A 21081-nucleotide genomic window follows, 5' to 3' on the forward strand; every position below is an offset into this window, starting at 1 on the left:
GGTGGGTTCACTTGCCGTCGAGGGGGTGCTGGGCAAAGTAGTCCAGCGCCGCCGTCACGCCGCTGCCCGCCAGGGGCACCCCGGCGAGCTTCATGCCCGCCTCGCAGCCGCCCAGGGTGGCGATCAGGGTCAGGTCGTTGCAGTCGCCCAGGTGGCCGATGCGGAACATCTTCCCCTTGGCCTTGCCGAGCCCCATGCCCAGCGACAGGTCGAAGCGCTCGTAGATGATCTTGCGCACCGCATCCGCGTCGACCCCCTCCGGCATCACCACCCCGGTGAGCACCGGCGAGTAGACTTCCGGATCCTGGCACTGGATCTCCAGGCCCCAGGCCTGCACGGCCGTGCGCACGCCGGCGGCCCAGCGCTGATGGCGGGCGAAGACGTGGTCCAGCCCCTCATCGAGCAGCATGTCCAGCGCCTCGTTGAGGCCGTAGAGCAGGTTGGTGCTGGGTGTGTAGGGCCAGTAGCCGTTGCGGTTGGCCTCGAGAATCTCGTCCCAGGCCCAGAAGCTCTTGGGCATGCGGTTGTGGCGGCTCGCCTCGATGGCCTTGTCGGAAATGGCGTTGAAGCTGATCCCCGGGGGCAGCATGAGGCCCTTCTGGGAGCCGGAGATGGTGACGTCGACGCCCCACTCGTCGTGGCGATAGTCGGCACTGGCCAGGCCCGAGATGGTGTCGACCAGCAGCAGTGCCGGGTGGCCGGCGGCATCGATGGCGCGGCGCACCGCGGCGATGTTGCTGGTCACCCCGGTGGAGGTCTCGTTGTGCACCACGCAGACCGCCTTGATCTCCTGGGCGCTGTCCTCGCGCAGGCGCGCCTCGATCATGTCGGCCTGGACGCCGTGGCGCCAGCCTTCGTAGCCGGGCAGGCCGAGAAACTCGGGCTCGACCCCCAGCCGCCGCGCCATCTTGTGCCACAGGGTGGCGAAGTGGCCGGTCTCGAACATCAGCACCCGGTCGCCCGGCGAGAGGGTGTTGGCCAGCGCGGCCTCCCAGGCCCCGGTCCCGGAGGCCGGGTAGATCATCACCGGGTTCTCGGTCTTGAAGACCCGCTGGATCTTGGCGAGCAGGTCGAGGCCCAGGGCGCCGAACTCCGGGCCGCGGTGGTCGATGGTCGGCAGGCTCATCGCCCGCAGGATGCGATCCGGCACCGGCGACGGGCCAGGGATCTGCAGGAAGTGGCGGCCGGACGGATGGAAATCGAGCTTCAGCATGGGAGCGATCCTTCTTGTTCGTGAAATCGGGGGCGCCGGGTTACTTGATGCAGCCGGCGTCGCGCAAAGTGGCGAGTTCGTCGGGGGGCAGCCCCAGGTCGCCGAGCACCTCGTCGGTGTGCTGGCCGAACAGCGGGGCCGGGGAGCGGATCTGCGAGGGCGTGGCCGAGAACTTGCTCGGGAAGCCGATGGTCTTCATGCGGCCGATCACCGGGTGTTCCATCTCCTGCACCATGCCCCGGGCCAGGTAGTGCTCATCACTCATGGCCTGGGCGAAGTCGTTGATCGGCCCGGCCGGGACCCCGGCCCGGTCGCAGCGCGCCAGCCAGTCGTCGACGTCACGGTCGGCCATGATCGTCTCCAGCAGCGCCTCGAGCTCCTCCACATGCTGGCCGCGATCGAAGTTGGTGAGGAAGCGCGGCTCCTCCATCAGCTCGGGGCGCTCCAGCACGTCGCCGCAGAAGCGCTCCCAGGTGCGCTGGTTGGCGCAGCCCAGCATCAGGTAGCCGTCGCGGGCCTTGACCGCCTGGTAGGGCGCCGAGACACGATGGCGCCAGCCGGTGGGCTCGGGCACCTTGCCCTCGGAGAAGTAGGCGGCGGCCTCCCAGGTGAACCAGGGCAGGCCACACTCGGTGATGGCGATGTCGATGTGCTGCCCCTCGCCGGTGGCCATCCGATGGATATAGGCGGCCAGGATCGAGTAGACCGCGGTGATGCCGCCGCCGATGTCGTAGACGGCCACCCCGGTCTTGAGCGGCCGGCGCCCCTTCTCGCCGGTCATCGACATCAGGCCGGTCATGCCCTGGGCGACCAGGTCGAAGCCGCCACGGTGGCTGTAGGGGCCGGTCTGGCCGTAGCCGGAGATCGAGCAGTAGATGATCCCGGGGTTGATCGCCCTGATGCTGTCGTAGTCGATCTTGAGCGATGTGGTCACGCCGGGACGATAGTTCTCGACGATCACGTCCGCCTCCCGCGCCAGCCGGTAGAAGATTTCCCGGGCCCGCTCGTCCTTGAGGTTGAGCGAGATGCTCTTCTTGTTGCGGTTGATCTGCGAGAAGCAGGTCGATTCGTCGTTGACGTAGGGTCCCATCTGGCGGCTGTCATCGCCACCGTTGATCTTCTCGACCTTGATCACCTCGGCCCCCATGTCCCCCAGCACCATGGTGCAGTAGGGGCCGGCCATGATCTGCGAGACGTCCAGGACCTTGAGTCTTTCCAGGGGAAGCATCGGCTTCACCTCGCTTGTGTGGTTCGCGTGGCGACCGTGACGCCAGGGGGTCAGCGGCCGGTCCACTCGAAGGGTGTCTTGTGCAGGAACTTGTTCACTGCCGCCTTGAAGTCGTCGCTCATGTAGCAGGCGGTGATCCAGTCGTCGCTGGCCTCCCGCTCGAGGCGGCGATGCGCCAGCACGCGGCCCACCAGCGCCTTGCTGGCCTTGAGGGTCAGCGGCGCCCGCCGCCCCAGCTGGTCGGCCACCACCGCCACCTCGTCATGGATGCGCTCGGGCGGGAAGACGGCGTTGACCAGCCCGGCCGCGCTCGCCTGCTCGGCACCGAACAGGGTGCCCAGCATCAGCGCCTCCTTGGTGCGGGCCACGCCCAGCATGTCGATCAGCCGCGAGACGTTGGTGATCGAGAGGGTGTTGCCCAGGGTGCGGGCGATCGGCACGCCGAACTTCAGGCTCGGCGTGGCGTAGCGGAAGTCGCAGGCCAGGGCCAGCGCCGCGCCGCCGCCCACGCAGGCCCCCTCCAGCAGGGCGATGGTGGGCTTGTCCAGCGCCTCCAGCTTGCCGACCACCGCATCGATGCGCCGCTCGTAGCCGAGGGCGTCCTCGGGCTCGCCGAACTGCTCGAACTGGCCGATGTCGGTGCCGGCGACGAAGGCCTCGCCGCCGACCCCGTGGAGCACCACTGCGTGGATGGAATCATCCGCCTGGAGGCGGTCGCAGTGGGCGGAGAGCGCGTCGTACATCTCCCAGGTCATGGCGTTGCGGCTCTCGGGGCGGTTGAAGCCGAGCCAGGCCACGCCGTCGCGCACCTCATGCAGCAGGGTGTTCGCCGTCATCACGCCTCTCCCTTCTGGTGACCGGGCACCCGACGATGAATAATGAATTCATTTGTTCTGGCTATCATATTGCTTCCCTCGGTGATGAACCCGGCGGACGCGCGCCCGCCGGGCCAAGGCGCTAGCGGTAGAAGAGCTCCACCAGGGCCATCGGGATCGCGGGGATGTAGGTGACCAGCAGCAGCACGAAGAGCAGCACCCCGATGAAGCCGAGGTTGGAGCGGGTCACCGACCAGACATCCGACTTGGCGATCGAACAGGCCGTGATCAGCACGCTGGCCACCGGCGGCGTCTGCTGGCCGATCGCCAGGTTGAGGCAGACCACCAGGCCGAAGTGGACCGGATCGATGCCGGCCGCCCCGACCAGCGGCATGACGATGGGCACCACCAGGATGATCGCCGCCGCGGAGTGCAGGAAGAGCCCGATCAGCAGGAAGAAGATGTTCAGCATCATCAGGATGGCGTACTTGTTGTCCGTCATGCCGAGCACCGCCTGGGCCAGCTGCTGGGGCAGGCGCATCTCGGTCAGGAACACCCCGATCAGGGCCGAGGCCGCCACCAGCAGCATCACCACGGCGGTCTGCTGTCCCCCGTCGATGATCGCCTTGTAGAGGGTGCGCATGTCCAGCTCGCGGTAGATGACGGCGCTGATGAAGATGGCCGCCGCCACCGCCAGGCCCGCGCCTTCGGTGGCGGTGACGAAGCCGCCGAAGATGGAGCCGAGGATGATGATTGGCAGGGTCAGGGCCCAGCCGGCTTCCCTGGCGGTCTGCTTGACGCGCTTGAACTGGAAGACCTCCTCCACCGGCCAGTCGTACTTGCGGGCATAGTAGTAGCTCAGTGCCGCAAGACCCGCGGCCCCGAGCAGCCCAGGCACGATGCCGGCCACGAACAGCTGGACGATGGAGGCCCCCGACATCACCCCGTAGAGGATCATCGGGATGGAGGGCGGAATGATGATCGCCAGGGACGCCGACGAGGAGGTGACGGCCGCGGCGAAGGGCGCCGGATAGCCGCGCTTCTTCATGGCCGGGATCAGCACCGAGCCGGTGGCGGCCACGTCGGCCACGGCGGAGCCGGAGATCTCGGCGAAGAACAGCGAGACGCCGATATTGATCATTGCCAGCCCGCCCCGGATGAAGCCGAACAGCGCCGAGGCGAAGGCGATCAGTCGCTTGGAGATGCCACCGGTGTTCATGATGGCGCCGGCCAGCACAAACATCGGGATGGCCAGCAGCGGGAAGCTGCTGGCCCCCTCGAACATGGTCAGCCCGATATTGGGCAGCATGTCCACACCCTGGTGGACCACGATGGCCACCGTGGCCACGATGGCCAGCGCCACCGCGATGGGCAGCCCCATCAGGATCAGCCCCAGCAGGCCGATGATCATGAAGGGAAGTGTCATGGCTGATCCCTCTTCGTCAGTGCATCGGCGGTAAAGCCGGCCCGGGCGTTGTCGCGCTCGGCCTCGGCGATGGCGTGGCGGATCTCCTCCTCCTCCTGGGTCAGGCCGGAACGTACTTTGGCCAGGTGAGCAGGCATGCTGAGCAGCTGGGCGATGATGAACAGCGCCGCGCCGATGGGAATGACCGACTGGGTGAAGGTGAGCGGCACCCAGCGCAGGGTGATGAGCGCCATGCCCTGCATGACATCGAGGACCACCAGGCCGGCCCAGCCCAGCACCAGGAAGAAGCCGATGAACAGCGCCTCGGTGAGGTAGGTGATCGGCATGCGGATGTGCACCGGAAGGGCGGCCACGACGCCATCGACGCCGATATGGCCACGCTTGAGCGCCGCCAGGGCGCCGGCGTAGTAGGTCAGCCAGACCAGCATGATGGCGGCCACCTCGTCATACCAGGAGGGGGTGCGCCAGGCATAGCGGGTCACCACCGCATAGAGCACCACCAGCGTCAGCGTGACCATCAGCACCACCGTGATGATCTCGAGCAGGCGCTCCAGGATGCGGGAAATCTGATTCACAGTACCCATGACTCTCGACTCGAACAGGAAAGGGGCAGGAGCCCCACGCCGCCATGGCGGCGTGGGGAATGGGGACAGATACCTCGAGCGGAGAGGTCAGGAGCCGTTGCCGAGCTCCAGTACCCTGTCGATCAGCTCCTGCGAGCCGGGGACTTCCTCGGCGAAGGCCTCGTAGATCGGGCCGGACGCCTCGATGAACACCGAGGTGTCGACCTCGTTGATCTCGGTGCCCGCCTCGCGGATCACATCGAGGAGGTCCTGGTCGAGCTGGGCGGCGTGCTCGTAGACGAAGTCCTGGGTCTCCTGGGCGACCTCGATGAGGATCTCCTGGATCTCCTCGGGGAGGTTGTTGAAGCGGCGGCCGGCGGTGAGGTAGGCCGGCGTGTAGACGTGGCCGGTCAGCGACAGGTAGTCCTGCACCTCCTGGAAGCGCTGCCCGGCGATCTGCGCCAGGGGGTTCTCCTGGCCATCCATGACGCCCGTCTGCAGGGCCATGAACACCTCGGAAAGCGCCATGGGCGAGGGCTCGGCGCCGTACTCCTCGAACATCCTCACGCGCCAGGCGCCGCGCGGGGTACGCAGCTTCACGCCGCTCAGGTCCTCGGGCGTATTGATCGGACGCACGTTGTTGGTGATATGGCGGAAGCCGTTCTCCCACACGGCGATGATGCGGTAGCCGTTCTGCTCGGCCAGGGGTGCCAGGGTCGGCCAGACGATCTCCTCCTCTACCCGCTTCATGTGCTCACGGTCCTGGATCAGGTAGGGCAGCTCGAAGAGGCCGAACTCGTCGGCGACGGATGACATGATGGTGGAGGGCAGGGCGAAGTCGACCGTGCCGAGACGCAGCTTCTGCAGCAGCTCGGAATCATTGCCCAGCTGGCTGGAACCGAACGTCACCACCTCATAGGGGTCGGGAAGGCGCTCGTTGGCCAGTTCGGCGAAATGGTTGGCGGAGTCGGTGAACAGCGAGTCGGGGCCACCGACGTGGCCGAAGGTGATCTCGCGGGCCTGGAGCGGGGCCGACACGAGGGCGACGGCGGCGGCCACCGCCGTGAGACGTAGCAGGTGCATGGCGCTTTTCCTCTTGTTGTAGTCCTGGCTCGAGCGGGGCTGCCGCCCGGGTTCCGCTTCTGTTGTCACTTGTTGTCATTGTGGCGATCAGTGAAGCCGAATAGACGCCGCACAAATTGAATTCTTTATGCGAAATGCGTCTGCCACTCAAGCTAGCCCCGACCGAGAAGAGGTGTCAAGGCGAGCGTTTCGACGCAACGCCCCGCCCCGGCCGGCAGGCTCACTCGGGCTCCAGGCCCCAGACCAGGCCGGCTGCCTCGATACCGGCGATGGCCGCCCGCTCGTCCTCGGCCGAGGAGGCACCGCTGACGCCCACCGCGCCGATCACGCACTGGTCGTCGTCCAGGATCAGCACGCCGCCGGCCACCGGCACGGAGCGCCCGCCCGAGGCCGCCGCCACGCTGGCCAGGAAGGCCGGTCGCTCGCTGTTGCGCTCGCCGATGACCCCGCTGGCTGCGCCGTTGCCCAGGGCCGCATAGGCCTTGCCGCTGGCCACCGGAAAACGCAGCGGGGCGCAGCCATCTTCCCGCTCGACGGCCACCGGGTGGCCACCGCCGTCCAGCACCACCACCGTGAGCGGCGGCATCGCCTGCCTCCGCGCCAGCGCGAAGGCGCCGTCGAGGATCTCTCGCGCCTGGTGGCGCCCCAGCAGTACCCGACTGTGATAGACCTTGCCTGCCATCCGCTTTCCCCCTCTGCTGTACCCGCTGGAATTTTGAATTCATAATAACTTTGCACACTCTCGCTGCCCTCGCCACCATGGAGAAGGCGGCCCGGGCAGAAGTCACCCGGCAGCGGGGTCAACCGGACGGGCGGCGACGACAGCGCCGGCCGGCATCACGCACAAGGAAGCGAGCATGAGCAAGATTCAGCACCGAAACCTCTACCGGGAGGTCGCCGACCGCGTCCTCGACCTCATCGAGCAGGGCGAGCTGGCATCCGGCGACCGCATTCCCGAACGGGAGCTGTGCGAGCGCTTCGGTGTCTCCCGCACCCCACTGCGCGAGGCCCTCAAGGTCCTCGCCTCGGAGGGGGTGGTGGAACTGCTGCCCAACCGCGGGGCTCGGGTGAGGCAGCTGACCCTCAAGATGGTCAAGGACACCTACGACCTGATGGGGGCCCTGGAGGGGCTGGCGGGGGAGCTGGCCTGCCAGCAGATCAGCGACGAGGGGATCGCCGAGATCCGCGAGCTGCACGGCAGGATGCTCGACCACTACCGCAACCGGGAGCTGGCGGAGTACTTCCGGGTCAACCGGCAGATCCACGAGGGCATCCTCGCCGCCTCGCAGAACGAGGCGCTGCAGGAGATGTACAGCAACCTCAGCCAGCGGGTGAAGCGGGTGCGCTACTCCAAGCAGATGACCGACGACTTCTGGCGGCGGGCGGTGGAAGACCACGAGGCGATGATCGAGGCCCTGGAGCGGCGAGACGGCCGCTGGCTCGGGCAGATCCTGCGCGAGCACCTCTGCAACAAGCTGGAGGTCGCCGCCATGGACGAGGTCATCGACGACCGCCAGCGCGCCTGATCGAACACCAGCGAGATCGCTCGACCGGTCAACATGGCTTACCCTGTGCCCCTCCCGCCCTGGCGGGGTTACTGTGCCGGTCACGAGGACACCATGCCGCTGCTCTACTTCCTGCCCCCGCTCGGCGCCGTGCTGATCTGGTCGGGCAACATGACCATCAACCAGCTCACCGTGGGCGCCATCGCGCCAAGCAGCATCGCCTTCCTGCGCTGGGTGCTGGCGCTGGTGGTGCTCACCCCCTTCCTGGCCCCGGCGGCCTGGAAGCATCGCGCCACGATCCGCCGCGAATGGCCGAAGCTCGCCGTGCTGGGCCTGCTGGGCATGGGCCTGTGGCAGGGGCTGGCCTACGTGGCCGCCGAGACCACCTCGGCCACCAACATGGGCATCCTGGCCGCCATGGTGCCGCTGCTCACCGTGCTGCTCAGCGCGCTGATCCTGCGCGAGCCGCCCAGCCTGGGCGGCACCCTGGGGGGCGTCGTGGCGCTGCTGGGGGTACTGGTGCTGCTGGGGCGCGGCAACCCGCTGTCGCTGCTGGAGCTCTCCGTGGCCACGGGCGACCTGCTGATGGTGGTGGCGGCCACCTGCTACGCGCTCTACGGGGTGATGCTCAAGCGCTGGCCCATGGACCTGCCCCCCTGGATCCTGCTCTACGCCCAGGTGATCTTCGCCGTGCTCTTCCTGCTGCCGCCGTACCTGATGGGCCCCATGACCCCGGTGGATTCAAGCAACATCGGCCTGATCCTCTATGCCGGCATCCCCGCCTCGATCATCACCACCTTCCTGTGGATGCGGGCGATCCGCCAGATCGGCGCCAGCCAGGCGAGCATCTTCATCAACCTGATGCCGCTGTTCAGCGCGCTGATCGCCATGGCCCTGCTGGGCGAGCGGATCGCCCTCTTCCACTTCCTCGGCGGCGCCCTGGTGCTGACCGGGGTGATCATGGCCCAGACGCTGACCCGGCCGCTGGTGCAGCCGGCTCCCGGGGCCGTCGATCAGCCGAAGAACCAGTAGCAGACGCCGATCGCCGTGACGATCCCCGCCAGGTCCGCCAGCAGGGCGCAGCCCAGCCCGTGGCGGATCCGCCGGATGCCCACCGCGCCGAAGTAGACCGCCAGCACGTAGAAGGTGGTCTCGGTGCTGCCCTGCATGGTGGCCGCCAGCAGGCCCGGGAAGCTGTCGACGCCGAAGGTGTCCATGGTCTCGATCATCATCGCCCGGGCGCCGCTGCCGGAAAGCGGCTTGATGAAGGCCGTGGGCAGCGCCTCGACGAAGCGGGTGTCCCAGCCCAGGCCGGCGGCCAGCCAGCGGATCCCCTCCAGGCCCGCATCCAGCACGCCGCTGGCCCGCAGCACCCCCACGGCCACCAGCATGGCGATCAGGTAGGGCAGCAGGGTCACCGAAAAGCGCACGCCCTCCTTCGCCCCCTCGATGAAGGCGTCGTAGACGTTGACCCGGCGCAGCGCGCCGACGAGCAGGAAGCCGACCACGATGCCGAACAGCACCAGGTTGCCCACCAGGGTCGAGGTGGCGGCCAGCGCCTGGGCCGACATGCCCGCCAGGGTGGTCAGCAGCAGCCCCAGGGCCACCGCCGCCCCGGCCAGGTAGGCCAGCACCACCGGCTGCCAGAGCTTCAGCCGCTGCATCAGCGCCACGCTGAAAAGCCCCACCAGGCTCGAGGCGGTGGTCGCCAGCAGGATCGGCAGGAACACCGCGGTGGGCTCCGCCGCCCCCTGCTGGGCGCGGTACATGAAGATGGTCACCGGCAGCAGGGTCAGCGACGAGGTATTGAGCACCAGGAAGAGGATCTGGGCATTGCTGGCGCTCTCCTTGCTGGGGTTGAGCTCCTGCAGGGAGTGCATCGCCTTGATGCCGATGGGCGTGGCGGCGTTGTCCAGGCCGAGGATGTTGGCTGCGAAGTTCATACTGATCAGCCCCATGGCCGGGTGGCCGCTGGGCACCTCGGGCATCAGGCGGCGGAACAGCGGGTCAAGCAGCCGAGCCATCAGCCGGATCAGGCCGGCCCGCTCGGCGATGGCCAGGAAGCCCAGCCAGAGGGTCATGGTGCCGGCCAGCACGATCACGATATCCACGCTGAGCCGGGCCATGTCGAACAGCGCCTGGACCAGGCGGGCGAAGACCTCCGCATCGCCGACGCCCAGCCACTGCCAGAGACCGGCGGCGAAGGCCGCGAGGAAGAAGCTCAGCCAGATTCCATTCAGCATGTCACGGGCATCCTGTGCGGGGGCGAGAGTCGGAGGTTACCCAATCCCCTTCCCCCTGCCCATGGCCGCGGGCCGGCCGATCATCGTGCTAGACTTTTCGCTCTGCCCCCGACCGACAAGGATGCACCATGTCCCTCGACGACCTGCACCTGACGCTGCGCAACCTGACGCCCGAGGACTATCCCCAGCTCGAGGCGCTGATGGATGCCGTCTACCACGACATCGGCGGCGCCTGGTCGCAGCACACCATCGATACGCTGATCGCCTCCTTCCCGGACGGCCAGATCGTCATCGAGGACGACGGCCGGCTGGTGGGCATGGCGCTGACCGCGCGGGTCGACTATGACGAGTTCACCAATCCCCACCGGTACGACGACCTGATCGGCAAGCGCGAGGTAATCCTCGACGACCCGGACGGCGATGCCATGTATGGCCTCGACGTGCTGATCCACCCGGAGTACCGCGGCTACCGCCTGGGTCGGCGCCTGTATGACGCCCGCAAGGAGCTGTGCCGCTCCCTGAACCTGCGGGCGATACTGGCCGGCGGGCGCATTCCCCAGTACCACCGGCACGCCGAGGAGCTCTCCCCCACCCAGTACATCGACCGGGTGGCCCGCAAGGAGATCCACGACCCCATCCTCTCCTTCCAGCTGGCCAACGACTTCCAGGTCAAGCGCCTGCTGCGCGACTACCTGCCCGAGGACGAGAAGTCCCAGGGCTTCGCCACCCTGCTGGAGTGGAACAACTTCCTCTTCGAGCCCGCCGAGCTGGTGCTCGATACCCGCAAGACCCAGGTGCGGATCGGCGCGGTGCAGTGGCAGATGCGCGAGTTCGACTCGGTGGAGGCGGTGCTGCAGCAGGTGGAGTACTTCGTCGATGCCCTCTCGGGCTACAAGAGCGACTTCGCGGTCTTCCCGGAGCTGTTCAACGCCCCGCTGATGGGCCTCCAGGACCGCGCCGCTCAGCAGGACCAGGTCGCCGCCATCCGCTTCCTGGCCAGCTTCACCGAGCAGTTCAAGGCCGAGCTGTCGCGCATGGCGGTCTCCTACAACATCAACATCGTGGCCGGTTCCATGATCGAGGTGGGCGAGGACGACCGCCTCTACAACGTCAGCTACCTCTGCCACCGGGACGGCGAGATCGAGTGCCAGGCCAAGCTGCACATCACCCCCCAGGAGCGGCGCGACTGGGTGATCGAGGGCGGCCACGACCTGCAGGTCTTCGATACCGACGCCGGCCGCGTCGGCATCCTGATCTGCTACGACGTGGAGTTCCCGGAGCTGCCGCGGCTGCTGGCCGAGCAGGACATGGACATCCTCTTCGTGCCCTTCTGGACCGACACCAAGAACGGCTACCTGCGGGTACGCCACTGCGCCCAGGCCCGGGCCATCGAGAACGAGTGCTACGTGGTGCTGTGCGGCAGCGTGGGCAACGTGCCCTCCATCGAGAACCTCGATATCCAGTACGCCCAGTCGTCGGTCTTCTCGCCCTCGGACTTCGCCTTCCCCCACGACGCCGTGCTCAACGAGACGACCCCCAACACCGAGATGATCTTCTTCTCGGACCTGGACCTGACGCGGCTGACCATGGTGCGCAACGAGGGCTCGGTGACCAACCTCAAGGACCGCCGCAAGGACCTCTTCGACCTGCGCTGGCGCGACTGGTCATGGAAGTCAGGGGCGGATCTGGAAGAGGGCTGAGGAGCGCGGAGGAGAGCCGATGCTGGGGCGCCTGAAACGCTGGCGAGCCGAGCGCTTCGCCGCCCGCCACCCCTTCCCCGACGCGGCCTGGGCCGAGGCCCGCGGGCGGCTGCCGCTGCTCGCCGCCCTGGATGACGCCGAGGCGGCGGCGCTGGGGGAGCGCGCCTGGCAGTTCCTCCACGCCAAGCGGCTGAGCCTGCACCCGGAACTCGCCGAGTCCACCCCCTTCGACCTGCCCGCCCAGCTGGCGCTGGCCGCCCAGGCCTGTCTGCTGACCCTGGGCTGGAGCGACGACGACCACGCCGAGGCCTTCGCCAACGTCCACGAGGTGCTGATCCTGCCCGACGCCTTCCAGCGCCGGGTGGAGGAGATGGACGAGTTCGGGGTGATGCACGAGTACGATGACGAGCGCGCCGGCGAGACCTCCTACCAGGGCCCGGTGGTGGTGGCCTTCCCCGACCTGATGGAGAGCGGCGACTTCTCGGGCTTCAACGTGCTGATCCACGAGTTCGCCCACAAGCTCGACATGGGCAACTCCCTGGACGTGGACGGCTTCCCGCCGCTGCCGCGGGAGATCGACCCGCGGGAGTGGCATCGGGTCTTCATGGCCGTCTGGGAGGACCTCCAGGCGCATCTCGAGCGCGGCGAGCCCACGCCCATCGACGACTACGCCGCCACCCATCCGGGGGAGTGCTTCGCGGTGTGCTGCGAGGCCTTCTTCACCGCCCCGGACCTGTTGCATGATGCCTATCCGGCGCTCCATGACCTGCTGGCCCGCTACTTCCGCCAGGACCCGCTGGCCCGGCTGCCCGAACGCGACCTCGAGGAGATCGAGGCCACCCACCACGACCGCCACTGACCCGCCGGTCACCGTTAGCACGAGGAGGCGCCCATGATCGACCTGCGCAGCGATACCGTCACCCGCCCCACCCCGGCCATGCGCGCCGCCATGGCCGAGGCCCCGGTGGGCGACGACGTCTGGGGCGACGATCCCAGCGTCAAGCGCTTCGAGGCCGCCGTGGCCGAGCGCACCGGCAAGGCCGCCGCCCTGCTCTTCCCCAGCGGCACCCAGAGCAACCTGGCCGCCCTGCTGGCCCACTGCCAGCGCGGCGACGAGTACATCGCCGGCCAGCAGGCCCACACCTACAAGTACGAGGGGGGCGGCGCCGCCGTGCTGGGCGGCATCCAGCCCCAGCCGGTGGAGCATGACGACGACGGCTCGCTGCCCCTGGAGCGCATCCGAGCGGCGATCAAGCCCGACGACTTCCACTTCGCCCGCACCCGCCTGCTGGCGCTGGAGAACACCATCGGCGGCAAGGTGCTGGAGGCCGGCTACGTGGCGGCGGCCACCGACCTGGCCCGCGAGCACGGCCTGGCCACCCATCTGGACGGCGCCCGGCTGTTCAACGCCGCGGTGGCCACCGGCACCCCGCTGGCCGCGCTCTGCGCCCCCTTCGACAGCGTCTCGCTGTGCTTCTCCAAGGGGCTCGGCGCCCCGGTGGGCTCGGTGCTGGTGGGCACGCCGGCGCTGATCGGCGAGGCGCGGCGCTGGCGCAAGGTGCTCGGCGGCGGCATGCGCCAGGCCGGCGTGCTGGCCGCCGCCTGCCACCACGCTCTGGACCATCACGTCGCCGAGCTGGCCGAGGATCACCGCAAGGCCGAGCGCCTCGCCGAGGGGCTGGCCGGCATCGACGGGGTCGAGGTGGTCTCCCGGGCGACCAACATGGTCTTCGCCCGTTTCCCGGAGGCCGACCGGGAGCCCCTCAGGGCCTGGCTGGAGGCACGCGGCATCCTGGTCGAGCTGCTCTACTCCACCCGCTTCGTCGCCCATCGCGACGTCAGCCATGCCGACATCGAGACAGTGATCCAGGCGATCGCCGACTACCGCCTCAGTCGCTGAGCGGCGGCACCCGGCCGACCATCCCCTCGGCCAGGTGGTCGAGGAAGGCGCGCAGGCGCGCCGGCACATGGCGGCGCTGGGGGTAGACCGCATGGAAGTCGGCGCGCACCCCCCGCCAGCGAGGCAGCAGCTCGACGAGCCGGCCGGCGGCCAGGTGCTCGTGGACGTCCCACCAGGAGCGCAGTGCAATGCCGTGGCCGTCCAGCGCCAGCCCCACGATCACCTCGCCATCGTTGCTGGCCAGCGGCCCCGACACCTTGATCGCCTGCTCCCCGCCCTCCCCGTCGCGGCGCTCCAGTCGCCACAGGGCGAAGTCGCTGTCGTTCTCGCGCAGCACCAGGCAGGGGTGGGCCGCCAGGTCCGCCGGCGTGGCCAGCGGCGGCATGCGCGCCACGTAGCCAGGCGAGGCGCACAACACCCGGCGGTTGGCGAGGATGCGACGGGCCACCAGGCGCGAGTCGGGGGGCTCCCCCACCCGGATGCCGATATCAACCCCCTGCTCCCCCGGGGTCAGCGGGAAGTTGGTCAGCTCAAGCGTGCTCTCCACCCCGGGGTGGCGGGCACGGAAGCTCGACAGCAGCGGCGCCACGTGGCGCCGCCCGAAACCGAAGGTGGCGTTGATCTTGAGCGGGCCGGAGAGCTCGGCGCGCTGCGCCCCCAGCGCCTCCTCCAGCTCGACCAGCTCCTCGAGGATCGCCGCCCCGCGCACGAGATAGCGCTCGCCCTCCGGGGTCAGGGCCAGGCGACGGGTGGTACGGCTGGCCAGGGTCGCGCCCAGGCGGGCCTCGAGCTGCTTGAGCCGCTTGCTTACCGCCGACAGCGACAGGCCAAGCTCCCTGGCGGTGGCCGTGAGGCTGCCGGCCTGGGCCAGGCGCTGGAAGAAGGCCAGGTCATCGAGCTGGGCCACCGGATTCTCCACTTCTTCTCAACAATACATTGCATTCTAGCCCGATTATCGATGGAACTGGGAGGGCTAGACTGCCGGGAGTCCATCCCCCATCCCGGATAGCGAGGAAGCCCGACATGACCCACAGAATCGCCGTGATCCCCGGTGACGGCATCGGCAAGGAAGTCATGCCCGAGGGGCTGCGCGCCCTCGAGGCCGCCGCCGCCCGCTTCGGCATCGACCTGGCACTGGAGCACTTCGACTTCGCCAGCTGCGACTACTACGCCGAGCACGGCCAGATGCTGCCCGACGACTGGTTCGAGACCCTGAAGGACTTCGATGCCATCTTCTATGGCGCCGTGGGCTGGCCGGCCACGGTGCCGGATCACATCTCGCTGTGGGGCTCGCTGCTGCAGTTCCGCCGCCGCTTCGACCAGTACATCAACCTGCGCCCCTGCCGGCTGCTGCCGGGCATCAAGAGCCCCCTGGCGGACCGCAAGCCCGGCGACATCGACTTCTACGTGGTGCGCGAGAACACTGAGGGGGAGTACTCCAGCGTCGGCGGCAAGATGTTCGAGGGCACCGACCGCGAGGTGGTGATCCAGGAGACGGTGATGACCCGCCACGGCACCGACCGGGTGCTGAAGTTCGCCTATGAGCTCGCCGCCTCGCGCCCCCGCAAGAAGCTCACCTCGGCCACCAAGTCCAACGGCATCGCCATCACCATGCCCTGGTGGGACGAGCGCGTGGCCGCCATGGGGGCGAACTACCCCGACGTCGCCGTGGACCAGTTCCATATCGACATCCTCACCGCCAACTTCGTGATGCACCCCGACTGGTTCGACGTGGTGGTGGCCAGCAACCTGTTCGGCGACATCCTCTCCGATCTGGGCCCGGCCTGTACCGGCACCATCGGCGTGGCCCCCTCGGCCAACATCAACCCCGAGGGCACCTTCCCCAGCCTCTTCGAGCCGGTGCACGGCAGCGCCCCGGACATCGCGGGCAAGGGCATCGCCAACCCCATCGGCCAGGTCTGGTCCGGCGCCATGATGCTCGAGCACCTGGGCCACCAGGAAGCCGGCGACGCCATCGTCGCCGCCTTCGAGGCGGTGCTGGCCGAGGGCGACAGGGCCGTGCTCACCCCCGATGTGGGCGGTACCGGCACCACCGAGAGCCTGGGCCGGGCAATCGCGGCACGCCTCGGGGGGTGAGTCGCGCCCCCGGTTACCTCCGGAAAGCGAAGCGGCCCCCGCCATGGCGGGGGCCGCTTCGTGGTGCAGGGCGCCGGCGGCTCAGGGCGCCCGCGGGGGATGCTTCACCTGGCCCTCGTCGTGGACCTCCTCCCAGCCGGTGACCATCGCCTTGATGTGGGCCAGGGGCGTATGGCCGGCGGTGGCCAGGTAGACGTGGATGATCAGGAAGGCCAGCATCAGGAAGGCCCCCAGGGCGTGCAGCCCGGCCACCTGCTCCAGGCCGAGGAAAGCCGGCACGCTGTCGCGCACGCTGCCCCAGAACAGGTAGAGCAGCCCCGAGACCCAGATCAGCGGGTTGATCACCAGCTTGACGCCCAGGTAGGCCAGGCGCTGCAGCGGGTTGTGCTTGCGCTCCACGGTCACCCTGTAGGGATGGGGAGCGCCGGTGAAGATGCCGAAGGCGTAGTAGCGCACCATGGCATCGATGTTGGTCAGGGTCGGGATATAGTGCCGCCACTGCCCGGTGGTGAAGTGCCAGAAGATAGCGAACACCCACAGGCCGATCAGCAGCCAGGCCGCCGTCTCGTGGAGCCGCACCGCCGGACCGAAGGGGATCAGCGAATGGACCCCGCGGATGGCGAAGCCGCTGACCAGCAGGGTGATCACCAGGAGCGCCTGGGCCCAGTGCCAGAAACGCTCGAAGCGGGTGAAGAGGTAGATGCGCTGGCTCATCTCAGGGCTCCTTGCGACGGTTGCGGTTGGCGATGCGCAGGGCACCGTGGCCGACGACACCCAGCAGCATCAGGCCGGCCAGGCCGAAGCCGAAGCGGTCGAGCAGCTGGTGGCGGTCCCGCCCCGGCAGCCAGACCCCCTCCACGCCGGCCAGCCGGCCGTCGTCGGCGTGGCAGGCGGCGCAGCCCAGCGCCTGGTCGCCGGGCGCCACCATGTGCGTGATGGGCCAGAGCATCGCCGTATCGACGAAGTCGTACTCGCCGCTGAAGGGCTGGCTCGAGGTCCCGGTGCCCACCGCCAGCGCCTTGTCCCAGTCGAAGTTGTACCAGAAGGCGGTGTCGTTCGGGATCGCCACCTGGGGACGCAGCAGGGTCCGGTGGACGGTGTCATAGGGCTGCCTGCCCAGCGCCCGCTTGACCGGCCAGATGCGGGCATCCTCGGCGCCGGGGGTGCCGTGATAGGTGTTGACCAGCACGCGTTCGCTCGGGTCGATCACCGTCTCGGCGGTGACGAAGGTGGTCGTCCCGTCCCACCACAGGTACTCGGGTACCACGTTCTCGCCCAGCACGAAGTCGCCCTTCTTGCTGTCGTAGACCACGTGGCCGTTGTCGTCCTTGCGCTGGATCGGGTTCCCCGCCTCGTCGAGCTCGCCGGCGGTGGACCAGTCCCAGGCCATCTTGGTGGGTATCCCGCCGCGGGCAAACTCGGGAATATGGCAGGTCTGGCAGGCCAGGGCGCGGGTGTGGGCATTCAGCCGCTCGGCCATGGCGCCCGACTCATGGGGCGTGTCGCCATGGCAGGCCTGGCAGGTGGCGGGGTTGCGCGCCTCCTGGCTGCCGCGAATCACTGCCGCCTGGGCGTCCACGGCGGTGCCCTGGATGCGGCTGCCGGGCACCACGTGGCTCTCGGTCTGGTGGCAGCTGCTGCAGCTGAAGTCCAGCCCGTCGACGGCCATGTGAACGTCGAGCTCGCGGTGCGCGTTCACCAGCGAGGAGTCGAGGTCGCCGTGCTTCACGCCGTCTCCGCCGCCGCCGTAGAAGTGGCAGCTGCCGCAGGTCTCACGGGAGGTGGCGCCCACGTTCCGGGCCGCCCGGGTCAGGTCGGTCAGCGCCTCGTTGGGCCAGCCGGCCCAGCCGCCCTTCTTCACGTAGTCCCCGGTGTTGTGGCAGGCCAGGCAGTCGACACGGCTCTGATCGCCGAAGTCGAAGGTGTCATCCTCCCAGCCGTAGCCCACGTGGCAGGACTGGCAGAAGCCCTCGTTGGACTGGTCGGCGATGCAGAAGGTGTTGAGCATGGTGCGCTTGCCGAGCCGCTCGCCGCCGTGGGGATTCTCGTAATCCCAGGTCCAGTGCCGCGTCGCCATCACCTGCTGAGCGGCCTCGGTGTGGCACCCCAGGCAGGCCTGGGTCACCTGATCGGCACTCGTGAAAGGCCCCTGCAGCTCCTCGAACTGTGTGTGGTCCGCAGTACTGGCGTGGGCCGCGGGCAGCAGCATCAGCCACCCCAGGATCACCCAAAGGGCCCACCAATCGGCCCGCTGCTTGCGCTGGATCATTCTCCTCTCCCCCGATCACGAGGCCGACCATGGCGACCGCCTCCCCCCTGCCTGACAGCATGGCAGGGGGGAACGGTTCGGGGATGACCCGGGTCAACAAATCATCGAGAAGGAGTCAAGAAAAAGCCTCGCCATGCGCCCCACACCGGCCAAAGGGCTGACTTGCGTCAAGTTGTCGCATACCAAGAGGGGATGGGCGACAGGATTAAGACTAGATTATAAAATAACAGTTATAAGGATATAACAACGAAAGCCTGACCCATCACGCAGGAGTCCCGACATGTCCCGCTCTCCCCTTGCCCCTGTCCGCCTGGACCGGCGCCAGCTCCTCAAGCTGGGGCTGGGTGCCGGCGCGGCTGGCCTGCTGCCCCTGGGCAGCCTGCAGGCCAGCACGCTTTCCACCCGCGCGCGCATCGTCATCCTCGGCGGCGGTGCCGCCGGCATGGCCATGGCCAATCGCCTCTCCCGTCGCCTGGACGGCGCCCGCATCTCGCTCGTCGAACCGCGCGAGATCCACCATTACCAGCCGGGCTGGACCCTGGTGGCTTCGGGCGTGTGGCTGCCCGACAAGACCATGCGCCCCAACGCCGACTTCGTGCCCGCGGGCGTGGACTGGGTGCGCCAACCCGCCGTGGGCATCGATGCCGAGCAGCGCCGCGTCTCCCTGGCCGATGCCAGCGTGCTGGAGTACGACTATCTGGTGGTGGCCACCGGCCTGCAGCTCAACTACCACCTGATCGACGGCATGTCGCCCGACCTGGTCGGCACCCACGGCATCGGCAGCGTCTATGCCAGCATCGAGGGCGCCACCCGTACCCGCGATGCCATCGACACCTGGCTGGCCAAGGGCAGCGGCAAGGGCATCTTCACCGCGGCGCCCACCCCGGTGAAGTGCGCCGGTGCACCGCTCAAGATGACCTTCACCACCCTCTCGCGGCTGGAGGAAACCGGCCATCGCGACGATTTCCAGGTGGAGTTCATGGCCCCGGGGGCGTCGCTGTTCAGCCAGCCCTGGGTCAACGACTTCGTCAAGCAGCGCTTCGACGAGCAGGGGGTCACCCGCCGCCACCATTACCGGCTCTCCGCCATCGACCCCGGCGCCCGCCAGGCCGAGTTCACCTTCGTCGGCCCGGCCAGCGAGTTCACCTCCCACCACGAGCTGCGCCAGGCGGAATTCGGCCGCGAGGGGGAGATGACCGAGGTGGTCGACTACGACTTCATCCACGTGGTCCCGCCCATGAGCGCCCCGGATTTCGTCCGCGAGAGCGACCTGATCGCCCATGCAGGCCCCTTCCGCGGCGAGTGGCTGGATGTGGACATCCACACCATGCAGCACAACCGCTACCCGGAGGTGTTCGGCATCGGCGACGTGATCGGCGCGCCGATCAACAAGACCGCCGCCAGCGTCAAGGCCCAGGCCCCGGTGGTCGAGGCCAACCTGCTGGCCCAGATGCAGGAGCAGCCGCTGCCGGCCCGCCACAACGGCTACACCTCCTGCCCGATGATCACCGGTATCGGCAAGGCGATGCTGGTGGAGTTCGGCTACGACAACGACATGGACTTCCTGCCCTCCTTCCCCTTCATTGACCCCCGCGACGAGTCATGGGCGGCCTGGGTGATGAAGGATCGCATGCTGCAGCCGGCCTACTACGCCGTGCTGGAAGGCCAGGCCTGAGGAGAGACGATCATGACGATTCAAGGTGCACTGACCATCCTGATGTATGCCCTGGCTCCCTTCCTGTGGGTGATCGTGGGCGCCCTGGCGGTGCTGGTGCTGGTCCAGCTGGTGGCCCGCCTGCGCGGCTACCGCGCGCTCCACTACCGCTGCCTGGGCGCCAACCTGGCCTCCCTGGCGGTGGGCCTCTCGGGGCTGTGGTGGATTCCCGCCTTTACCAACTCGAAGCTGGGCTATGTGGCCACCGCCTTCGACTGGGTGGCGATGATCGGCGCCGTGATCGGCCTGACCATCGCCGCCTGGCTGGTGCTGCACCCGCTCAGCTACCTGGTGCGCGCGCCCCGCTACGTAAGCCTGGGCGACGCCCACTGACCCCTGGTGCGACGGGGCCCCTGCCGCCACGGTGACGCGCCCGGCTCATGCCAGGCGCCATACCCCTTCCAGGATCCGGACCCTGCCGCCAGCCAGGTTGTCGCGCAGGTTGCGACCCATATCGGCGAACTCGGGCCCGAAGATCAGCGCCGGCCCTGGCAAAGGCGGGGCCGGCGCGTCCCCCGCCTCCCGGCGAGCGTGCTTCTGCCGCCAGGCCAGCGCCGCCTCGGTCACGTCGCGCACGCACACCGGCACGAAACCCGCCGTCTCGAGGCTCGCCTCCAGCGCCTCGCGCCGCTGCAGGTGGCTGGTCGCCGCCGTGCGCGCCCAGGGCACCGGCAGCGCCAGCGGCTCGGGATTGTCGCCGGCCACCACCTCGTGGAGCAGCACCCGGCCACCGGGCACCAGCAGGCGCCGCCACTCGGCCAGCACGGCGGGCACGTCCGGCATGTTCATCAGCGCATGCTGGCACCAGACGAGATCGAAGCCGGCACCGGCGAGCGGGGTACGCGCGGCATCGGCGCACAGGAAGCGGGTTCGCCCGGCAAGCCCCGTGGCCGCGCTCAGCCACTCCGCCGCCGCGACGAAGGCGGCGGTGATATCGACGCCGACCACCTCGCAGCCGAACTCGTCGCCCAGCAGCCTGGCGGCCCCGCCAGTGCCACAGCCCACGTCCAGCACCCGCGCACCGGGCTCGAGCTCGCCCAGCGCGGCCAGGGAGCGGCTGGCGGCACGCCCGCCCAGGTGCAGCTGGTCGATGCCGGCCACCGCGTCCAGGGTCAGGTGGTCAGGGTCGCACCCGGCGGCCCGGAAGGCCGCCTGCAGCCGGGCCACCAGGCTTCCCCCGCCCCCGGCGGCAAGGGCATCATAGTGGGCATCGAGACGGCGGGTGTGGTCGGTCATGGTGGCCTCCTGGCGAACGGCGGGGGGTCAGTCTAGCCTGCCGGCACGCCCTCCCCCATCCTGCAAAAGGTCGCAGTTACCCCGCGGCG

The 21081-nt window shown here is 68.7% G+C and carries 20 protein-coding genes; 8 read left to right on the top strand and 12 right to left on the bottom strand.

Going from position 1 to position 21081, the window contains the following annotated elements:
* Nucleotides 1–7: 7 nt before the first annotated feature.
* The 7 genes from NFC98_RS14425 to NFC98_RS14455 all read right to left on the bottom strand — a co-directional run bounded on the left by NFC98_RS14425 (nt 8) and on the right by NFC98_RS14455 (nt 7010).
* On the bottom strand, nt 8–1213 hold the full coding sequence (locus NFC98_RS14425; protein WP_254275617.1) for an alanine--glyoxylate aminotransferase family protein: 1206 nt from the start codon (nt 1211–1213) through the stop codon (nt 8–10).
* A 40-nt stretch (nt 1214–1253) separates the two neighbouring features.
* Nucleotides 1254–2441 (bottom strand): CaiB/BaiF CoA-transferase family protein, encoded by a 1188-nt coding sequence (locus NFC98_RS14430; RefSeq protein ID WP_254275618.1) that lies wholly within the window; start codon nt 2439–2441, stop codon nt 1254–1256.
* 50 nt (nt 2442–2491) lie between these two features.
* Nucleotides 2492–3277, bottom strand: coding sequence for an enoyl-CoA hydratase/isomerase family protein (locus NFC98_RS14435; RefSeq protein ID WP_254275619.1), 786 nt, complete (start codon nt 3275–3277; stop codon nt 2492–2494).
* A 121-nt stretch (nt 3278–3398) separates the two neighbouring features.
* Nucleotides 3399–4682 carry a TRAP transporter large permease gene (locus tag NFC98_RS14440; protein ID WP_254275620.1) on the bottom strand — a complete coding sequence of 428 codons (1284 nt, stop codon included), beginning with the start codon at nt 4680–4682 and terminating at the stop codon, nt 3399–3401.
* Complete coding sequence (locus NFC98_RS14445) at nt 4679–5266, bottom strand: TRAP transporter small permease (protein ID WP_183332161.1); 588 nt, start codon at nt 5264–5266, stop codon at nt 4679–4681. Before NFC98_RS14445 ends, NFC98_RS14440 begins: the two co-directional genes overlap by 4 nt.
* 87 nt (nt 5267–5353) lie before the next feature.
* Nucleotides 5354–6328 (bottom strand): TRAP transporter substrate-binding protein, encoded by a 975-nt coding sequence (locus tag NFC98_RS14450; protein ID WP_254275621.1) that lies wholly within the window; start codon nt 6326–6328, stop codon nt 5354–5356.
* Nucleotides 6329–6548: 220 nt separating this feature from the next.
* A complete protein-coding gene (locus tag NFC98_RS14455) occupies nt 6549–7010 on the bottom strand; it encodes a heme-binding protein (RefSeq protein WP_254275622.1) in 462 nt (153 codons plus the stop codon).
* Between the two features lie 175 nt (nt 7011–7185).
* Here NFC98_RS14455 and NFC98_RS14460 point away from each other — a divergent pair, with 175 nt between their 5' ends.
* Nucleotides 7186–7854 carry a GntR family transcriptional regulator gene (locus NFC98_RS14460; protein WP_254275623.1) on the top strand — a complete coding sequence of 223 codons (669 nt, stop codon included), beginning with the start codon at nt 7186–7188 and terminating at the stop codon, nt 7852–7854.
* 93 nt (nt 7855–7947) lie between these two features.
* A complete protein-coding gene (locus NFC98_RS14465; RefSeq protein WP_254275624.1) occupies nt 7948–8865 on the top strand; it encodes a DMT family transporter in 918 nt (305 codons plus the stop codon).
* Here NFC98_RS14465 and NFC98_RS14470 read toward each other — a convergent pair.
* Complete coding sequence (locus tag NFC98_RS14470; protein ID WP_254275625.1) at nt 8847–10076, bottom strand: nucleoside recognition domain-containing protein; 1230 nt, start codon at nt 10074–10076, stop codon at nt 8847–8849. The genes NFC98_RS14465 and NFC98_RS14470 overlap by 19 nt on opposite strands.
* A gap of 128 nt (nt 10077–10204) precedes the next feature.
* Here NFC98_RS14470 and NFC98_RS14475 point away from each other — a divergent pair, with 128 nt between their 5' ends.
* Genes NFC98_RS14475 through ltaE form a run of 3 tightly spaced genes read left to right on the top strand, consistent with a single transcriptional unit; the run spans nt 10205 to nt 13676 of the window.
* Nucleotides 10205–11776: a bifunctional GNAT family N-acetyltransferase/carbon-nitrogen hydrolase family protein gene (locus NFC98_RS14475; RefSeq protein WP_254275626.1), complete on the top strand. Its 1572-nt coding sequence runs from the start codon at nt 10205–10207 to the stop codon at nt 11774–11776.
* 19 nt (nt 11777–11795) lie between these two features.
* Nucleotides 11796–12635, top strand: coding sequence for a zinc-dependent peptidase (locus NFC98_RS14480; RefSeq protein ID WP_254275627.1), 840 nt, complete (start codon nt 11796–11798; stop codon nt 12633–12635).
* Between the two features lie 33 nt (nt 12636–12668).
* The gene (ltaE, locus tag NFC98_RS14485; protein WP_254275628.1) at nt 12669–13676 is read left to right on the top strand and encodes a low-specificity L-threonine aldolase; all 1008 of its coding nucleotides are present in this window, start codon (nt 12669–12671) and stop codon (nt 13674–13676) included.
* Here ltaE and NFC98_RS14490 read toward each other — a convergent pair.
* Complete coding sequence (locus NFC98_RS14490; protein WP_254275629.1) at nt 13666–14583, bottom strand: LysR family transcriptional regulator; 918 nt, start codon at nt 14581–14583, stop codon at nt 13666–13668. The genes ltaE and NFC98_RS14490 overlap by 11 nt on opposite strands.
* A gap of 116 nt (nt 14584–14699) precedes the next feature.
* On the opposite strand from NFC98_RS14490, the gene NFC98_RS14495 reads away from it, so the two are divergent.
* A complete protein-coding gene (locus tag NFC98_RS14495; RefSeq protein ID WP_254275630.1) occupies nt 14700–15773 on the top strand; it encodes a tartrate dehydrogenase in 1074 nt (357 codons plus the stop codon).
* Between the two features lie 81 nt (nt 15774–15854).
* On the opposite strand, the gene NFC98_RS14500 is transcribed toward NFC98_RS14495, so the two are convergent.
* On the bottom strand, nt 15855–16487 hold the full coding sequence (locus NFC98_RS14500; protein WP_254275631.1) for a cytochrome b/b6 domain-containing protein: 633 nt from the start codon (nt 16485–16487) through the stop codon (nt 15855–15857).
* Nucleotide 16488: 1 nt separating this feature from the next.
* Nucleotides 16489–18042 carry a tetrathionate reductase family octaheme c-type cytochrome gene (locus NFC98_RS14505; protein ID WP_254275632.1) on the bottom strand — a complete coding sequence of 518 codons (1554 nt, stop codon included), beginning with the start codon at nt 18040–18042 and terminating at the stop codon, nt 16489–16491.
* A 280-nt stretch (nt 18043–18322) separates the two neighbouring features.
* Between NFC98_RS14505 and NFC98_RS14510 the strand changes: the two genes are divergently transcribed.
* Together NFC98_RS14510 and NFC98_RS14515 are read left to right on the top strand one after the other, a co-directional pair.
* Entirely contained in the window at nt 18323–19717 is a 1395-nt protein-coding gene (locus NFC98_RS14510) for an NAD(P)/FAD-dependent oxidoreductase (protein WP_254275633.1), read from the top strand.
* 12 nt (nt 19718–19729) lie between these two features.
* Nucleotides 19730–20089, top strand: coding sequence for a hypothetical protein (locus tag NFC98_RS14515; RefSeq protein ID WP_254275634.1), 360 nt, complete (start codon nt 19730–19732; stop codon nt 20087–20089).
* Between the two features lie 45 nt (nt 20090–20134).
* On the opposite strand, the gene NFC98_RS14520 is transcribed toward NFC98_RS14515, so the two are convergent.
* Nucleotides 20135–20992 carry a class I SAM-dependent methyltransferase gene (locus NFC98_RS14520; protein ID WP_254275635.1) on the bottom strand — a complete coding sequence of 286 codons (858 nt, stop codon included), beginning with the start codon at nt 20990–20992 and terminating at the stop codon, nt 20135–20137.
* Nucleotides 20993–21081 lie beyond the last annotated feature (89 nt).

The organism is Halomonas sp. 3H, assembly GCF_024206005.1.
Lineage (GTDB): Bacteria > Pseudomonadota > Gammaproteobacteria > Pseudomonadales > Halomonadaceae > Halomonas > Halomonas campaniensis.

Coding starts and splice junctions, on each gene's coding strand:
- NFC98_RS14425 (WP_254275617.1), bottom strand. CDS start 1,213: ATGCTGAAGCTCGATTTCCATCCGTCCGGCCGCCACTTCCTGCAGATC.
- NFC98_RS14430 (WP_254275618.1), bottom strand. CDS start 2,441: ATGCTTCCCCTGGAAAGACTCAAGGTCCTGGACGTCTCGCAGATCATG.
- NFC98_RS14435 (WP_254275619.1), bottom strand. CDS start 3,277: ATGACGGCGAACACCCTGCTGCATGAGGTGCGCGACGGCGTGGCCTGG.
- NFC98_RS14440 (WP_254275620.1), bottom strand. CDS start 4,682: ATGACACTTCCCTTCATGATCATCGGCCTGCTGGGGCTGATCCTGATG.
- NFC98_RS14445 (WP_183332161.1), bottom strand. CDS start 5,266: ATGGGTACTGTGAATCAGATTTCCCGCATCCTGGAGCGCCTGCTCGAG.
- NFC98_RS14450 (WP_254275621.1), bottom strand. CDS start 6,328: ATGCACCTGCTACGTCTCACGGCGGTGGCCGCCGCCGTCGCCCTCGTG.
- NFC98_RS14455 (WP_254275622.1), bottom strand. CDS start 7,010: ATGGCAGGCAAGGTCTATCACAGTCGGGTACTGCTGGGGCGCCACCAG.
- NFC98_RS14460 (WP_254275623.1), top strand. CDS start 7,186: ATGAGCAAGATTCAGCACCGAAACCTCTACCGGGAGGTCGCCGACCGC.
- NFC98_RS14465 (WP_254275624.1), top strand. CDS start 7,948: ATGCCGCTGCTCTACTTCCTGCCCCCGCTCGGCGCCGTGCTGATCTGG.
- NFC98_RS14470 (WP_254275625.1), bottom strand. CDS start 10,076: ATGCTGAATGGAATCTGGCTGAGCTTCTTCCTCGCGGCCTTCGCCGCC.
- NFC98_RS14475 (WP_254275626.1), top strand. CDS start 10,205: ATGTCCCTCGACGACCTGCACCTGACGCTGCGCAACCTGACGCCCGAG.
- NFC98_RS14480 (WP_254275627.1), top strand. CDS start 11,796: ATGCTGGGGCGCCTGAAACGCTGGCGAGCCGAGCGCTTCGCCGCCCGC.
- ltaE (WP_254275628.1), top strand. CDS start 12,669: ATGATCGACCTGCGCAGCGATACCGTCACCCGCCCCACCCCGGCCATG.
- NFC98_RS14495 (WP_254275630.1), top strand. CDS start 14,700: ATGACCCACAGAATCGCCGTGATCCCCGGTGACGGCATCGGCAAGGAA.
- NFC98_RS14500 (WP_254275631.1), bottom strand. CDS start 16,487: ATGAGCCAGCGCATCTACCTCTTCACCCGCTTCGAGCGTTTCTGGCAC.
- NFC98_RS14505 (WP_254275632.1), bottom strand. CDS start 18,042: ATGATCCAGCGCAAGCAGCGGGCCGATTGGTGGGCCCTTTGGGTGATC.
- NFC98_RS14510 (WP_254275633.1), top strand. CDS start 18,323: ATGTCCCGCTCTCCCCTTGCCCCTGTCCGCCTGGACCGGCGCCAGCTC.
- NFC98_RS14515 (WP_254275634.1), top strand. CDS start 19,730: ATGACGATTCAAGGTGCACTGACCATCCTGATGTATGCCCTGGCTCCC.
- NFC98_RS14520 (WP_254275635.1), bottom strand. CDS start 20,992: ATGACCGACCACACCCGCCGTCTCGATGCCCACTATGATGCCCTTGCC.